This window comes from Candidatus Tisiphia endosymbiont of Thecophora atra, from assembly GCF_964026395.1.
Taxonomy (GTDB): Bacteria; Pseudomonadota; Alphaproteobacteria; order Rickettsiales; family Rickettsiaceae; genus Tisiphia.
In genome coordinates, this window is record NZ_OZ032145.1 from 1,493,321 (window position 1) to 1,510,142 (window position 16,822).

Here is a 16,822-nt window from a genome sequence, read left to right on the forward strand (position 1 = left end):
ACCATACTAATGTTGATTTTCATCGAATATATTCTGTTTTTTTAGTTGAAACAGTTTGTATGTATTTATTATTAGCAATTGTTTTATAACGCCATTTAGTGTTGGTTTTACTAGAATACGAGCCACTTACTTCATTAGCCTTTGCATATTTTTTACTCTCATTAAGTGCTAAAGGGTCACTAATCATTTGCTTAACCTTAATAGTATCTAATTGTAAATAAAGTGATGATAATTTTCTTAGTCTAGCTGGAGAAATAAGGTATGATTGTTCGACTTTTAACACGTGAATCATGTTTTTCTCATCAGTTAGTTGTTTTGAAACTTCCCCAAGCTGATAATGCAAACTAATGACCTTATCTTTGACTCTAAATAAGCCATAAATAGAAAGAATTATAGTACCTACAACTATATAACTAAATACTCTAACTACCATATATATTACCTATTTTCTGTCCAGCCCTCAACTTTGCAGACCTTGCTCTTGGATTAAGTGCAACTTCTTTAGGCGATGGACATAATGGTTTTTTTGTAAGAATTTTAAGCCATTCTTTAGAACTTTCTTCAGGCGAAATCTTTACACTGTATTTAGACCTAGCAACTACCTTAGCAGAATTTGCTTTTAAAAAATTCTTAACAATTCGATCTTCTAATGAATGAAATGAAACAATTACTAGCCGACCATTTGGTGCTAAAATATTCTTGCAATTATCTAAAAATCTTGCTAATTGACCTAGTTCATCATTGATATGAATACGAATTGCTTGAAAAGTCTTAGTAGCAGAATCAATTTTACCTTTTCTAAAACCTATACTACTACGAACAATATGGGCAAATTTTGCTGTATTGGTAATAGGCTCTAATAACCTGTGTTCTATAATCTTTTTAGCGATTCTTCGAGAATAAGATTCATCACCATATTTATAAATTACATCTGCTATTTCTTGTTCATCAGCCTCATTTATAAAATCTGCAGCACTATATCCCGTATTGCTCATCCTCATATCAAGTGGACCATCATGGGTAAATGAAAAACCCCTATCTCTAGAATCAAGTTGCATAGAAGAAACCCCTAAATCCATAACTATCCCATCAAATTTCAACGAACCTAATTTTGAAAAACTTTCAGCGAAACCTGTCTGAATAAAGTTCACTCTGCTAGGATAATCGTTTACCAATTGATTAGCATAAGTTCTAACATTTGGATCACAATCAATTGCTACTAACTGACAATTACAAGAATCTAATATCATCCTGCTATAACCACCAAAACCAAAAGTGCAATCTAAATAACTTCCTCCATCTTTAGGACATAAGACTTCTTTAACTTCATTCAACATAACCGGCGTATGAGATGATGCGAACTCTTGTATCATACTACTATATCCTTAATGTTTTTCAGTGTTAAACGGTTACTTTGAGCAATTTGCCGAGCTGAAGAAAGATACGTTTCAAAATTTTGTGGCTGCCAAATTTCAAAGACCAATCCCTTCCCTACAAAGCAAGCTTGATCTGATATACCAGCGTGATCTATTAAAGATTTAGGTAGAATCACCCTCCCCTCACTATCAAAGCTAAGCTGGATAGCTTCACCAAGAATGATTGTTTCAAAAGCATCTCGCTCCTCAGAATAGGGATCTAAGGTTTGGATTATTTGACTTAGCTCCTCAAGCCTCTTCAAACTACAACCTTCAATGCACTTATTTCTAAAAGAAGGATAGGCAATAATCCCATTAAACGACTGACTAGACAAAGCTAATCTATAGCTGGCAGGTATCGAAACCCGACCTTTCTTATCAATATTGTTTATATATTTTGATAAAAAAATATTCATTTACCCTTTACCTTTCAATAATTACCACATGGGGTATCAGATCCCAGCCTACGCTGGGATGACAGCAAAATTGCTTAAATATTATCCCATAATTAAGTTATAACTAATTTTTGGTTATAATTGGGATAATTTGGGATTATATGGAATTTTCAGGATATTGTACTATAATTATAGAGTCAAGAAGGTTTTAAACAGTTGATAAACAAATTATAAATTTTTATCTATTGTGACTTATTTGACGTATATATGTGATTCAAAGAATTAATAAAAAAATATTAAAAAAAAGTGGATGACGAGTATTAGTGCAAAGAAAAACTTTGCTATAATTATATTATACTAAAACTTAATGAGCATTTTATGATTACACTACTTGCTTCAATAACGGGCTTTATTAGCTCAATTATTCCGGAGATTTTAAAAATTCTAAAGGATCAAAATGATAAAAAACATGCACTTAATCTTTTAGATCGACAAATTGAAATCAATAAACTAGGACATACAAAGCTACTGACAGAGCTTGATGCTTCAAAAGACATTGCTGAAAATAATACTTTATATTCAACATATAAATCAGGCGTTAATTGGGTTGACGCGTTGAATGGGTCAGTTCGCCCTGTCCTTGCCTATAGTTTTTTTATTATGTATGCCTACATCAAATATGTACAATATAGAACCATACAGAGTACGGCGATCCTTGTAGAATATCTTGATGTTTTATGGAATATAGACGATCAGGCTATTTTTGCCGGTATTATTAGTTTCTATTTCGGACAACGGATGTTTAACAAATTATGGAAACGTAAAATGTAATATTGCAATATGTTGCAATATGTTATATTGTAACTATGGAGTTAAGAACATTTAATTTATTTAAAGATTAGATATATGCTAAAAAGAATTTCGTGGCTTACTTTTTTTGTGCTTATCATATACCCAATTTTACTTGCATTTTTGGTTATAAAATATCACATTAACCACAAGATAGGTATATTCGAAATAGGTTTGCTGATAGCCGGTTATTATGGTTCTAATATTACTGTTGGTGTTGGTTTACATAGGCTTTGGTCACATCATGCCTTTAAAACAAATACAGCGGTGGAGTTTATTCTTGTTATAATGTCAGCTGCTACTTTACAAGGACCAGCCTTGTCTTGGGCCTCAAATCATTACACACACCATACTTATACTGACAAAGACCAAGATCCTCATAGCCCACTAAAGTTTGACAATAAAATCTTGGGATTCATATGGTCACATATTGGATGGATGATAATTGATGGAAGTTATAAATCAATTGACCGGGTTACTATGGTTAAACTTGGTAAAAATAAATTGCTAAGATGGCAATTAAAATATTATTGGCAAATTGCTGCGTTTATGAATATTGTATTTCCAGCATTAATAGGTTACTTAATAGGTGGTACTATCAATTCTGCATATGCTGGTTTCCTGTTTATTGGTATGGGGAGAGCATTGCAACAACAGGCAACTTTTTGCGTCAATTCTCTATGCCATTTCGTTGGTAGTAAACAATATTATAAAGGTACTGCAGGAGATATTTGGTGGATGGCTTTATTCTTATTAGGTGAAAACTGGCATAATTTCCACCATGCCTTCCCATCAGATTATCGTAATGGTGCTAAGTGGTATCATTTTGATGTCCATAAATGGATAATATACGTAATGAGCAAACTTGGATTAGCCTGGAATTTAGAAGTTACTTCCAAAATCAGAATACAAGCCAAGATAAATGAGACTAGTAAATACCTAATAGAGGGACGCAAACAACAATTAAATTTACTGCAAGATAAAATTAATCAACTAGTAGAACATGTGTATGTAAAGCTTAATGAGCTTGAAAATTCTTCTGTATCTATTAAATCTCAATTAAAAAAATCTTTTATGGAAATTCAGGAATCACTGAAGAAGCTTGCTGAACAACTACATTCATCAATTCAGTTAACTGAAAAGTCATCAGAAAGATTACTAAAAATTGCTAGTAAAAAGATTAAAGATCGAGAAATGGCAATTTATAGATTATATAACAAACTAGATAGAAAGTATATTAGGAACTAATATATATACTCAAATGATTCGGAGAATGGGGACAATAAACAAGAGGTGAGCAGGAGTACCACTAGAATCTTGGATAATGACGACGCAATTCTTGATTTTCTATTCTAGAGTATATAAAAAATTATAGCAATTTTGGGTATCCAGCCTTCAACTGTTGAAAGTTAAAATCGTCTATTAGCGAAGTGCTGTTGTAAGGCTTAAACCATCTATTAGCGAGCGAACGTATGTGAGCGTGGCAATCCCCATGAAGCTTGTCATATAGATTGCTTCGTCGACCTACGGTCTCCTCGCTAATAAACGATTTTTTAACTTTCAACAGTTGTGGCATCCAGCCTTTAACATATGGATTAAAATTTACAGACGAAGCAGCCATTCATTTTGGAAATACGATAAAAATACTTAAGGGTACTTATGCTGCACAATTAGGCAAGGCTGAGGACATACTTCACAGCATAAGTAAATTTGAAGGAGGTAAATTATTATGCTAGACTTAAAATCTATTGAAAATATGAGCTTTGAAGCTGCCTTAGCTGAACTAAAAGAAATTGTAAAAAAAATTGATACGGGTGAGGAAAGTTTAGATTCATCAATTAATAGTTTTGAAAGAGGAGTCTTACTAAAAGATCACTGTGAAAAGAAACTACAAGCCGCTCGCTTAAAGATTGAAAAAATCACTAAGCTGCCAAATTCAACCATCGCTATAGAAAAGGTAGAGTCCTAATTTAAAAACAAATTAATAATTTTATGTCTTTTGCATTACTAAATTTCGATGAATTGGAATCAGCTCTAGTATCTAATTCTCCTTATACTTATATGGTTGCTAAAAATGTAATTAATATAGATAAAAAAGATATCATTTCTATCGATTATCCCCAAATAAAAAGTGCTGGTTTTTTTCCTCTTGAAAGTATAAAGTATGAGGGAGTTTTTAAAAATTTAATCCAAGAATTGCAAGCTCCTAAACTTGCTGATATCTTGACTAAAAAACTAAAGATTGAGCTTAAAGATAAGCCTTTTATGATAACTATAAGGAGGTGGTCAACAAAATCTGATGGCAGAATCCATAATGACAGTAAATCTAAAATTGTTACGGCTTTATTATATTTAAATGACAATTGGTTACAAGGTAAGGATGGAGGGAGTTTTCGGGTATTAAAGGATAAAAAAACTTTTGAAAGTGCAGCAGCTATTATTCCTCCGGAATTTGGTTCTTTTGTAGTATTTGTTCGCTCTGAGAATTCGTGGCATGGTCATATGCCGTTTGAAGGGGAGAGGCGAGTCATTCAAATAACTTGGCTTAATAGTATAGAAGATCTTGAGCGTAAGAATAAAAGAGGAGAATTAACATTGTTTTTAAAAAATATATTTAGTCGTTCTGTAAATGTTGGTATCACTAACTGATAAGGTTTATTGGACATTAAATGCTACAGGGCAATTTAAAAATTACAGCCATTAGTTGTTATAGATGTAAGTTTAACCACCACCGATGTTATCCTTGCGAAGGCAGGAACATCACCACAACTGTTGAAAGTTAAAAACCCGTCATTGCGATGAGCTTTGCAAGCCCTAAACCGTCTATTAGCGAGCGAACGTATGTGAGCGTGGCAATCCATGAAGCTTGTCATATGGATTGCTTCGTCGACCTACGGCCTCCTCGCAATGACGTTTGTTGAACTTTCGACAGTTGTGCTACGGTCTCCTCGCTAATAGACGATTTTTTAACTTTCAACAGTTGTGCTACGATCCCTGAAGACGACAACGCAATTCTTGATTTTCATCGAGTATATTAAAGCCAGTTCGATATAAGAATTATTAATTCTTATCCTGAATTGGGGTAGTTATCAATAAAGGTACAGTCTCTAATATCTTTACCTTATCTTCTAGTTCTACTAATCCACCTATTACTTCACCCAATTTTGCATCAAACTCATCTATTTCATCTTGTAAAAATTTAATGTGTTTTTCTATACTATCTTTATCTATACCATCAATGCTATGATGCAATCTCTCTTTTTCATTGTTAAGTATTAGTACTAAATCTTCTAGCCTTTGTTGATATCTCTTCAAAGTCTCTGATTCAGTTTGATATAGATAATTTGCTGTAATATGCATCTTAATATAATTGCCTTCATCTTATTTGTGCAAGACTGTTTTTACTGTTTCTTCCAGTATCTTCTGTAATGCATTATTCTCTTTGGGTGTGCTAATTCTCCTAAACTCATCAAGTAACATTTTTACGCCCATTTCTACTTCATCTAAATGAATGGTCATGTGCAAAATATGCTGTTCTTTCTTGGTAGTTAGAGTGGTTATCTCTTTTAATTCTTTATGTAACAAAATTACTTCTTCTTTGGCTGTAATGAAACTATTCGAGAAATCCTGACTCATAAGCCAAATATTGGTACATGCCAGCCTAATACTATATAACCACTTAATACAAATTACTATCAATAGCATTTCAATAATGATTAAAATACTTGAAGAAATTGCTAATAGTTGAATCATTTCATTCCTCCTTTTATTGCCTTCTACGAGATAAGCTATACATTCGAATGCTCGATTGGTATACTCAAATGCTTTGGAGAATGAAGACACAAACAAGGGATGAACAAACGCAAGCAGTACGTGAGTACGCGAATTACCCGATAGTATTTGCAAGAACCAATTCTTCAAAGCAGAAGAGCATATTCAAGTATACTTTTTTGATTGTTTATTACTTAGTAATGCCACTTTTACCTCTAATGTCTTTATACTTTCTCTTTGCTGTAATAAAATTTTTATCTTTTTTATTATTGTTATTTTATCCTACTATTCTTGGATATAACATTTTCTTGGTCTAATTTTATGGGTACATAGGAATTCTCTTTAATTTTAGAGCTGTATATTTTTATATGATACAATAGATATTATGATGTGTAAAGTGCTTTTAATAAAAAAATTTGTGAGAATATTAAGTTTATTGAGAATTTTGCTAGTTCGCCACCATAGTACCCTTGTATCTTAAATATTGTCTTTAGTGAATAACTATAAGATACAAGGGTACTATGCATCTTCTAGCAGAGATAATTTTTGGAATTCATTGGAAGATATAGTATTGTATAGTAAACTTTGTTCTAAAAACCAAAAATCTTTTTAGGGTTTTTAGCAAGTTCTAAAAATATCTCTCGTTCAAATTGCAATAATTTTTGCTCATCAATTTGTTGCATGGAAATGATATCTTGAAACTTTGACAATAGCCATCCTTGAAGATTATCATACTCAGCTATACTCTTCTGCTTTGAAAAATTGGTTTCTGCAAATTCTTCAGCTAAAGTAACTTTAGATAAAATAACTTGCTTGCTTACTTTCTTTATTTTTTCTGGCAAATCCAAGGCAAAAGCCTCTTGCAGTATTAAATGTTTATTCATATTTACTTGCACGTTAGTAATATCATAATCAGCTATAAAATAATCAGCAGAACTTGATTTATTTGGTAATAGGATATTTCTTAAATTTTTTACTAGCTTACTTTTATCATTACTTGCACGATAAAACATTTCCTTAATGCCTCCCCAACTTGGAACTAAGCCAACCGATACCTCAACAAGACCAGCATTTAACTCCTGATTAGCTACAATAAAATCAGAATGTAACAATATTTCACAGCCCCCACCTAACGCAGCACCTAAAGCACAGCTAACAATATTAATATGCGAGTATTTTAACCTTATCATGGTTTTTTGACCAAGTTTTAAGAAATCTTCTAATTTAGCAAAATCTTGATTTTTTATACAGGAAGCAATGAATTTTAAGTCAGCACCAGCTGAAAAATTATTGGTTAATGGCATAATATATAATGTTTGCTTCTCATTTTCTGCAAAATCAACAGATTCTAACAAAAGTTTAAAAACATTTTCATTGAGGCAATTCATTTTAGTATTAATAGTAAAAACTAACCTATTTTTATACAGAACTAGTTGAGCCGAATCATTCTTCAATAAAATCTTACTTTCTTCTAATCTGACTTTAGGCAAATGAAACCGACTCAGTTCAATAGTTTCATAGGAACTATTAGCGATATATTCCGGTAATGTTAAATTCATTAGCATTGCTTGTTTTTTAATCCACTCAAATCCTCCTCCTATGTGATTAATTAACAACTCAAAAGGACCAATCTTCCAACTATAACCAAGCCTCATAGCTGTATCTATATCGTAAATATTATCAGTAACCGATGGAATTAAAGATGTTATATATAAGTAAAACTTCACTAGTATCTCATGAAAAAATTTACCATAGCTAGAGTTGCTATTTAACAACTGATCAATAGAACTATATTCAATCTTGGTATCTTCAAATGCTGCATAAGTTAAAGTTGTAAAATCTATGACTTCTTTAGTTTTTATGCCATTTATCTTTGATATACGGTAAAAACCTCCTAAAGCTTTACGACCAATCAAGTTATTCTCTATCATCTTATCAAGGATAGAAGATGCTGAGTAAACTTGGTGATAATCATCATTATTCGGTAGGGAATTAACTAGTGATGTAGAAATTAATCTTATTACGTCGTGACCTATCAAATCATATAAGCCAAAGATTCCTGTACTTGGTAATTTAAATAAATCAGTAAAAATTTTATCGATAATTACTGGACTTAAATTTTCATCTATGCTACTACGAACAACCAGCTCAAGTAGATAACAACCAACTCGATTTGCTATAAAACCTGGAGTATCGTGACATTTAATAATAGTTTTCCCTAAATCTCGTATTAGAAAATCTGATATCCTCTCTATAACCCCTGAGCTAACCTCTGAATCTACAATAAGTTCAAGCAATTCCATATATCTTGGAGGATTAAAAAAATGACTAATGACAAATCTAGACCTGATGGTAGATTTTATAGAATCAGGCATTTGCTCCTTTAATTTCCTTAAAGGTAAGGTTGAAGTATTAGAAGCTAGAATAGCATCTTCTTTTAGATATGGTAGAATCTTCTCATACAGAAGATGTTTTATTGCAATTTTTTCAATAATAACTTCAATGATTAAATCACATTCTGTAATCAGCTTTAGATCATCTTCTAAATTACCAATGGTAATAAACGCTAATTTACTTGGATGTGATAAAGGAGGTGGTCGTTGTTTCTCTATATTTTCTAGAGCCTTGGTAAGTATGGCATTCCTATCATTAGGGTCGTTGCTTACTACATCTAGTAAAACAACTCGGTTAGAGGAATTGGCTACCAAGGCTGTTATTGCTAGACCCATTACTCCAGAACCAATAACACATATTTTTTCTATTTTATTTTCCATCTTATTCACCAAACCTTTGTAACGAGCATCGCAACTATTATATCATGAATTTCTTGTACACTAAGAGTTGAAGCATTTATTTTTACTATTCTATTTGGAAATTTGGCTGATATATATTGAAATCCGTCATAGACTTTTTGATGAAATTCAATATTTTTGCTTTCAAATTTGTTATTATTCCCTCGCACTAATGCCCTTGGTAAGGCAATATTTGGTTCTATATCAATAAAAAATGTAATATCAGGCATCACATCAGATATTAAAGACTTATGAAGATCATAAACTAAATCACGACCTATATCTTGCCCCTGATAACAAGCAGTAGAATCTACAAACCTATCACAAATAACTGAGATACCACAATCTAGTTTAGGAATAATCCTTTTATGAACATGTTCGTAACGTGCCGCCATGATTTGCAGCAATTCTGACATAGGTAGTAAATCTTGATTAACTAAAATGTCACGCATCTTCTCCGCAGAAATAGTTCCCCCTACTTCACGTGTTAAATCTACGGGAATATTCTGTGATAGTAAATACTGGTATAACATATTACTTTGGGTGGATTTACCGCACCCTTCCCCACCCTCAAACGTAATAAATTTACCCTTTTTAATTGCCATAGCTATCACTATTCATCTCATACAATCTTGAAATAGTTCTGTTAAATTCACCTTTGCGAAAACCATTCTGATATATTTTTATAGGTTCATCTTGTAGTGTCATGAATAATACAACCTTATAAAAATAAGCATTATCAACAAAATTAATAAACCTAACCGCTAAATCTGTGTTATCAGAATCTATTATACGAATATTTTCTACTATTATGATAGAAAATTTTTGGCAAATATTTACATAATCAATATAACCTAATTCTCTTACAAATAGCTCTTCAAAATCTGTTACTAATACTTTTTCACTAGCCATTTTAAAAGATATTTTACGTCCAAAAACTAGGATATCCTTAGAAACTAATCGGTTATTACTATTTAACTTGCTAATAAGGTTCTGTATCTCAAGCTTATTATCTTCATTAATGGGGTATATTATGCGTCTATTAGTCATGTGTATAATTTTATCTAATCGATAATCATGATCACTATCTAAATGCATAACTTCAAACTTTTGATAAATCTCTTTAATTATTGGCAAAAAGGAATTCCTTTGTAAACCATCTTTATACAAATCTTTTGGCTCGATATTACTAGTAATGAAGATAAACACCTTATGTCTTATGAGTTCAAGGAGCAGCTGCCCTATTATCATAGCATCAGTTATGTCTTTAATTTCAAACTCATCTATGCATATTACTTCCGCCTGCTTTGCATAATTTGCAGCAATTATTTTGATAATATTATTTTTAGATTGTGATTTATCTTGCAACTGATAAATATCTTTATGTACCGATTGCATAAAGCTTTGATAATGTACCATTAATTTCTTAATTTGCAATATTTGGAAAAAATATTGCATTAATACAGTTTTGCCATTACCTACATTACCATATAAATATATAGCTTTTTTTGCTAATAAGCTGCTATTAAAGAATCTAAAAAACGATTTATCTTCAATTTGTTTAGCAAACTCTTTAATTCTGCTGAGTAAAAGCAACTGCTTTTCGTCAAATTTTAATTCAGGCAATATATTACATTCTCATTTTAGATTTAGTATAACCTAGTTTGATATAAGAATAATTATTCCCCATGCAAAAGTGATGTCATTCCTAACTAAAAGCAGGAATCCATGATACTTAATAGCCTTCCAGGCTATTTTTAGTCCCAGCCGTAGCAACACCGAGGCTATTAAACTGATCTCCTATATCGAACTCAGGTGTATAGGTAAAATTAGAAAATAAACTAAAAATACTCTGAAATAAATAATAAATATATAACAATTTACACCAAGGCAACCTCATTAAAATATTATTCTAGTTTTTTCTAGCAAGAGTTCTATAACAATATAAATTTTACTGGTACTTTTTTGTCTAGTCATTTACAGTTTACACAACGATTTATAGGATATGTGAATATAAAGGAAGTAGCTGTCTATTTATACAACAACAAAATGCATATTCCAACAAAATACAAAAATATTCATCTTTTGTAAAAATAGATAAAAAATCCTTGGTAATAATTTATATTTTAGTTTAATCTATAAATTGAATATAAAAATATTTAGGGTTTTTTATGAAAGAAGAAGATATTAATTATCGGGACAATTCAAAGTATGCACCTTGTCAATATGCTACTAGGTTACTGGACAAACTCTGTAAGATGAATGAGGAAGTAAATAGACCAATAGATATTAACGAAGTCAAAAAAGCAATATATTACGCCAAGAAATATCATGGTAGCCAAATGCGGCAGTCAGGCGAGCCTTATTACTCCCATCCACTAGAGGTGGCGTATATGATTTCTGATTATCTTTTTCGCACTGACATTATTGTTACCAGCATACTGCATGATACCATTGAGGATACAAAACTTACTAAAAAGATGATTGCTTATATTTTTGGGGAGCAGGTTGCTAGTCAAGTAGAAGACTTAAGCAGGAACAAGCCTCACGGAAAGATTAGCTCGGCGGAAACATTAGATATATTACTTCAACAAGAAAAATATGATGTGGCATTGATTAAATTATTTGATCGAACTCATAATATACAAACTCTAGAAACTAAATCACCGGAGAAAGCAAAAAAAATTATAATAGAAACCCTTAGTAGGTTTATGAGCCTTAGTATGTATTTTAATACACCAACAATTGAGCAAAATTTTGCAGAATTATGTTCTAAATTAATACATACTTATTATAAAACTAATAACTATTAGTTACAGTTATATTCTCCAACTTTGCAAAGTAAAATATCCCAAATCCATAACTTATTACTATAGGCAACATAATACATAGTATTCCTATCTGCCCCATATATTTTGTACAATATATAAAACCAAAAGATGTAACAATAGAAATTGTGGCATGTGCTAAGGCGTATACAATACTACTATAAGTAAAGCGTTTAAAAATAGGGAAATATTTATAAAAAATTGCACTAGCTGGAGCTGAATCAGGTGCAAATAACACAATCAATAGTTGCATTATAAATAAATGTATAGGAGTGCTGACCCTATAAAGAAAATAAGGGCAAAATATTATAAAAGTAGAGAAAATTACCCACCTAACTTTAATAATCTTTAAAGGGTATATTCTATAACTTAAATACGCTAATAATAGCGTAGTGAATAGCTGTATTATCGAAATAAGAAAGTTATGATAAATAATATCTCCAATGCCATAACCAAAAGAATTCCTGAGTATATTACCACAATAAAAATACACAAAATATGTTGGTACTGGACCAGCACATTGAATTAAAAAATAATAGAATACTGTTTTTTTCTGCACTTTTTCTTCTAAAATCGGATCACCTTTTAATATTTTTCTATCAATAAAGTGGTTATCAAAAAATGTTTTTAATCGCAATTTTGCATTAGCAAATTCTTGTGCTTCTCTTAAGTTAGTTCTAGCAACTGTACCTATAGTGGCAATTATCATTCCAAACCAAAAAAGATAACGCCAATTAAATCCATAGTTAGTAATCAAAAAACCAAAACCTAATGCAACCATTGACCCCAAGGAGGCACAAACCGTAATCAACGTTACAACTGGATATTGTATTGGTGGTTTTATTATTTCCATTAAATATAACTCTGCTCCCACCCTCTCACCTAAGGAAGATATACCTTGTACTGCACGACATATACTAATAATCCATGAAGCCGTAATTCCAATTTGTTCATAAGTTGGTAAGGTAGCCATAACAAAACACGAGGCTGCCATCATAAAGGTTGTAACAATGATAGTTATTTTTCGACCAATAGTGTCTCCTATCCAACCAAACAGCAATGCTCCAAATGGTCTAAAAACAAAAGTAATACTATATGCAATTGCAGTAAAAAAAGCGGCAGAGTCTAGATCATTTTGGGGAAAAAACAGACTATTAAGTAAAACTGCCATATGAACATAAAGCATCAGATCAAAATACTCAAGGAATGTTCCTATTGACAGTAACCCGACGGCTTCTTTTTGTTCTCTCGTTAGATTAGTTTGGGGATGGATAACCCTACCATCGGCTTGTACAAATTTACTCATAGTTGTTTAAATCTTACTTATATATTATCTAGAATTATAATTATATATAACTGTTTTAAAAACCCCCCATGTCAATTTGACATATGGGACTATAATTTTAGGGTTTGATGCTACATAATTTCACAACACATATGGAGTTTCCAGCTAGTGCTATATCTTCTTCCGAGTCAGATGTATCAAGACAAGTGTCGTACGAAGCATTAGACTTCTTTCGAAACTCGCTTATGCTGAGGGATTTGAAGGAGACGCGGAACGCAGAACCGCAGCGTACTCTAATGTACGTGAGGATTCGAGTACCGCATCGACGTACAAATCACCAGCAGAAGTAGAGTTTCGAAAGAAGTCTATTATGCTGGGAAGAAGATGCCCTCTGATATGAGAGGAATTGTTGACAACGCGATTCTAATTGTCTATCAGCCTAAACTGCAGCAGACACAGAAATTTCTACATCCTTATTAGGATATTTTGTACTGATTACCTTAATAGCCTCAACCCCTTACCCTGCCTCTAAAAAAACATCAGTATAGACTCGTGTAGCATCCTTCTTAAATATTCCTAAACTGCTTAAACAGATCGAGACTTACCTTGTCTTTTTCCTTCCCGTTACCTTTATCCCTATCATCAAAATCATCAGCCATTTTATATTTTGCCATGCTATTTAGGTTGATTTATGTTGCCATATTTTAATTAGAATCAATTCTAAAATAATAGTCAACTTATTTTAATAAAAAAATTAATTATTTTTCATAATATAAACAATATCTAATATTCTACTCGTATGCGATACGATTTTGATAATCAACATCTCTTTGATCTCAGGCTATATTTTTACCAAATATCTCTTTTCCCCCTTCTAATTCTAATTTGTTTATAGAACCGTGATATTGTTACAACCAAGATTTATTATTTCAATTTTCGATATTATAATTTTCTTGCTATCGTTCAACCAAATCTTCAATATTTATAAACACTATAATAAATATAAGGTTACTAAATGATAGGATATCAGCAGGAACAAAGAAGCCTAAAGAATAAATCTCCTACATTAATTAAACCGAGCTAATGTAAAGTTGGAGTATTGAATGCAAAAATTAATCTCTTAAACAAGGTCTCTTATATATTATAAACACATAATGCCATCAATGATTTTACCAACAGCTGCCGAGTAGAAATCATAGAACCTTAATGCTTAATTGTTCTTGCCCCACAAATCCATGTTATATTGTTTGCAATATTCAAACATATCAACTGTATTAGGGTGGTGTATGCCAAACTCCTTAATTTGTGGCTTGCCAAAGAATTTGTAATTATATAAATCTTTGCTTTTACAAGAGGCTCTTGCTCCATGATTATACAGATCACTTATTCGGGCAACATTTTTACTTCTATCTCCATATAAATAATGATATATAACAAACGCTTTTTTATAGGATTCTATAGCTTGCTTAAAGTTATCTTGAGCAAACAAAACATCACCTTGTACTCTATAACTATCTGCTAAATCAACATTTTTAGAATAATTTGCGCTTTCAGAATCGTTGTTTTCATCTGCTAAAAATATGGAAATAGTTTTATTAATGTATTCAGAAGCTTTATCTATTTTACCTAAACCTAATTCACTTTTTGCCATTTCTGTATAAATATCTGCAAATATTTTATTAGGCTTATGTTTAAGGGGTTTATATACGTCATATATCTGTTGAACTTGAGTATAAGCTTCTTGATATCTACCAAGAGAATTTAATATACTTGCTCTATATAATCGGTGTTCACTAAGGGCTAGGGCATTAATATCAAATCCATTTTTTATAAATATTTCAGTAGCTTTATCTACATACTCTAAACTTTCCTTATATTTGCCTTGTATCTCACATAATGTACTTTTTAAATGATACATTGTAGATATATCAATTTCTTGTATTACTCCTTGTTTTGCTAGTTCTTCTATCTTTTTAAGCAATTCTTCAGCAAGTGTTATATTACCTAAAAATATCTGAGATTCAGATATATTTGACATAATACTAAATTTAAGAGAATAATTGGCTTCATCATCATCAAACTTATCTACAATATTTAATGATTTATTCAGATAAGAACTCGCTGTGTCAAAATTCCTTAATATCATTTCATGATACACTCCTATTGCTCCTAAGTACCTAGCATAATAAAATTTTTGAGATTCAGACATTTGCCACAATTTAAATTCCTTATTTTTATCTTTTTGATTAAACCAATCAAACATTTGTTTGGCTTTGTCGTTATAAATGTTTAGATATAGAGAGAATAACTCAGACCTTAAGGTAAGTATTGCGTATAAATTAATATTATATTTTTCAGAGTTTTTTAGAAGAATCTCTAAATTTTCTGGTATAGTTTTGGCACTTCTCCACAAATATGCTGAATAAATTCCTTTTGGTTTAGGTAATTTGCTAATCATATTTTCTAAATATATTTTATTATTATTGCCATTTAGTTCTATTATTTTATTGCTGATTATATCATGCATTTCAAAAATAGGGTTCTCCTCGCTAGCATTAATATTACTGATTAGCACAAATTTAGATAATTGATATATATCATCCTCTAAAGTATCTTTATTATCAGTAATGATGGTAAGAAGCTGTTTTGAAAAGCTTTGGTTTTAATAAAGCTATTTTATTAAGTAACTTTACTGCATTAGGGTTTAGTTGTTGAATAGCCATACTAATATTTGTTGCTATTTTATTAGTCGATTGATAGATTTTCTTTTTATATTCCTCTTTATCTAAACCTTTAATTTTGTTAAGTAATTGTGCCCCTTGCACGATAAGTATTGGATAACCACTAAAAGATTGCACTAAAAATTCGATACTATTATTATCCTTATTGTTCAATAAGTTATTAGCTAAAGCTACAATAGTAGGGTGATCGAGTAGCGGCATGGCTATAATGTTATGTAACTTTTCATTATCTTGCGAGCAAAACACTACATGACCATTATGTTCCCAATCAATTAAATCTTGTACTTTTTTATTTTCATTAACTTTTAAATTATCAAACACCAATAACCATTTAGTAGTAGTAGTTAAATATGACATTACTTCTTTTTTGGATAGAGTTATTGCTTCAGATATATTAGCTTGTTTAACCATATTGAGTTGTTGGGCTAATTTAACAAATTGTTCATTAAGGTCTAGGTTACAATCAAAAAACCAAATTAGATCATAATTATTTTTATTCTCATAACTATACATCCTAATCAGTTGAGTTTTACCTATACCACTAGTACCAACTATACTTGCTTGTCTATATTTATTTAAATGCTCATCAAGGATTTTAAGTTGTTGCTCATGATTGACAAAATAACTAACTGGAGTGATTAAATTAGATACTTGTTCTTGAGCAAAAGTATTACTATAAATAATTAGTAATATGAATAATGTTAGAAATTTTTTCATATAATGAAACTGTTGAAAAATAAATTATG

Annotated in this window: 16 protein-coding genes; 5 read left to right on the top strand and 11 right to left on the bottom strand. The window is 31.1% G+C overall.

All coding sequences use genetic code 11. From position 1 onward, the window contains the following. Positions 1-19: 19 nt before the first annotated feature. The 3 genes from AAGD45_RS07030 to AAGD45_RS07040 are packed head-to-tail and all read right to left on the bottom strand — an operon-like array spanning position 20 to position 1,831. Positions 20-433 (bottom strand): hypothetical protein, encoded by a 414-nt coding sequence (locus AAGD45_RS07030; protein WP_341761203.1) that lies wholly within the window; start codon positions 431-433, stop codon positions 20-22. Beyond that, positions 423-1,373, bottom strand: a complete 951-nt coding sequence (gene rsmH / locus AAGD45_RS07035) for a 16S rRNA (cytosine(1402)-N(4))-methyltransferase RsmH (protein WP_341761204.1) — start codon at positions 1,371-1,373, stop codon at positions 423-425. The genes AAGD45_RS07030 and rsmH overlap by 11 nt, the downstream gene beginning before the upstream one ends. After that, the gene (locus AAGD45_RS07040; protein ID WP_341761205.1) at positions 1,370-1,831 is read right to left on the bottom strand and encodes a division/cell wall cluster transcriptional repressor MraZ; all 462 of its coding nucleotides are present in this window, start codon (positions 1,829-1,831) and stop codon (positions 1,370-1,372) included. The genes rsmH and AAGD45_RS07040 overlap by 4 nt, the downstream gene beginning before the upstream one ends. Positions 1,832-2,188: 357 nt before the next feature. On the opposite strand from AAGD45_RS07040, the gene AAGD45_RS07045 reads away from it, so the two are divergent. The 4 genes from AAGD45_RS07045 to AAGD45_RS07060 all read left to right on the top strand — a co-directional run bounded on the left by AAGD45_RS07045 (position 2,189) and on the right by AAGD45_RS07060 (position 5,308). Next, positions 2,189-2,641 (top strand): hypothetical protein, encoded by a 453-nt coding sequence (locus AAGD45_RS07045; protein WP_341755037.1) that lies wholly within the window; start codon positions 2,189-2,191, stop codon positions 2,639-2,641. Positions 2,642-2,716: 75 nt separating this feature from the next. Beyond that, positions 2,717-3,907 (top strand): fatty acid desaturase, encoded by a 1,191-nt coding sequence (locus tag AAGD45_RS07050; protein ID WP_341761206.1) that lies wholly within the window; start codon positions 2,717-2,719, stop codon positions 3,905-3,907. A gap of 481 nt (positions 3,908-4,388) precedes the next feature. Then, positions 4,389-4,628, top strand: coding sequence for an exodeoxyribonuclease VII small subunit (locus AAGD45_RS07055; protein ID WP_341761207.1), 240 nt, complete (start codon positions 4,389-4,391; stop codon positions 4,626-4,628). 23 nt (positions 4,629-4,651) lie between these two features. Continuing rightward, entirely contained in the window at positions 4,652-5,308 is a 657-nt protein-coding gene (locus tag AAGD45_RS07060) for a 2OG-Fe(II) oxygenase (RefSeq protein WP_341761208.1), read from the top strand. Between the two features lie 411 nt (positions 5,309-5,719). On the opposite strand, the gene AAGD45_RS07065 is transcribed toward AAGD45_RS07060, so the two are convergent. The 5 genes from AAGD45_RS07065 to zapE form a co-directional block, all read right to left on the bottom strand. Continuing rightward, positions 5,720-6,019, bottom strand: coding sequence for a hypothetical protein (locus AAGD45_RS07065; RefSeq protein WP_341761209.1), 300 nt, complete (start codon positions 6,017-6,019; stop codon positions 5,720-5,722). A gap of 21 nt (positions 6,020-6,040) precedes the next feature. Beyond that, positions 6,041-6,412 (bottom strand): hypothetical protein, encoded by a 372-nt coding sequence (locus AAGD45_RS07070; protein ID WP_341761210.1) that lies wholly within the window; start codon positions 6,410-6,412, stop codon positions 6,041-6,043. Between the two features lie 608 nt (positions 6,413-7,020). After that, the gene (locus AAGD45_RS07075) at positions 7,021-9,204 is read right to left on the bottom strand and encodes a 3-hydroxyacyl-CoA dehydrogenase/enoyl-CoA hydratase family protein (RefSeq protein WP_341761211.1); all 2,184 of its coding nucleotides are present in this window, start codon (positions 9,202-9,204) and stop codon (positions 7,021-7,023) included. Positions 9,205-9,209: 5 nt separating this feature from the next. Then, on the bottom strand, positions 9,210-9,827 hold the full coding sequence (gene tmk, locus AAGD45_RS07080; RefSeq protein WP_341761212.1) for a dTMP kinase: 618 nt from the start codon (positions 9,825-9,827) through the stop codon (positions 9,210-9,212). After that, the gene (gene zapE, locus AAGD45_RS07085) at positions 9,817-10,848 is read right to left on the bottom strand and encodes a cell division protein ZapE (RefSeq protein WP_341761213.1); all 1,032 of its coding nucleotides are present in this window, start codon (positions 10,846-10,848) and stop codon (positions 9,817-9,819) included. Before zapE ends, tmk begins: the two co-directional genes overlap by 11 nt. Positions 10,849-11,393: 545 nt before the next feature. Between zapE and AAGD45_RS07090 the strand changes: the two genes are divergently transcribed. Continuing rightward, on the top strand, positions 11,394-12,035 hold the full coding sequence (locus AAGD45_RS07090) for an HD domain-containing protein (protein WP_341761214.1): 642 nt from the start codon (positions 11,394-11,396) through the stop codon (positions 12,033-12,035). On the opposite strand, the gene AAGD45_RS07095 is transcribed toward AAGD45_RS07090, so the two are convergent. The 3 genes from AAGD45_RS07095 to AAGD45_RS07110 all read right to left on the bottom strand — a co-directional run bounded on the left by AAGD45_RS07095 (position 12,022) and on the right by AAGD45_RS07110 (position 16,793). Next, positions 12,022-13,356 carry an MFS transporter gene (locus AAGD45_RS07095; RefSeq protein ID WP_341761215.1) on the bottom strand — a complete coding sequence of 445 codons (1,335 nt, stop codon included), beginning with the start codon at positions 13,354-13,356 and terminating at the stop codon, positions 12,022-12,024. The genes AAGD45_RS07090 and AAGD45_RS07095 overlap by 14 nt on opposite strands. Before the next feature lie 1,189 nt (positions 13,357-14,545). Further along, positions 14,546-15,910 carry a tetratricopeptide repeat protein gene (locus AAGD45_RS07105; RefSeq protein ID WP_341761216.1) on the bottom strand — a complete coding sequence of 455 codons (1,365 nt, stop codon included), beginning with the start codon at positions 15,908-15,910 and terminating at the stop codon, positions 14,546-14,548. Between the two features lie 46 nt (positions 15,911-15,956). Next, a complete protein-coding gene (locus AAGD45_RS07110; protein ID WP_341761217.1) occupies positions 15,957-16,793 on the bottom strand; it encodes a hypothetical protein in 837 nt (278 codons plus the stop codon). Between the last annotated feature and the right edge of the window lie 29 nt (positions 16,794-16,822).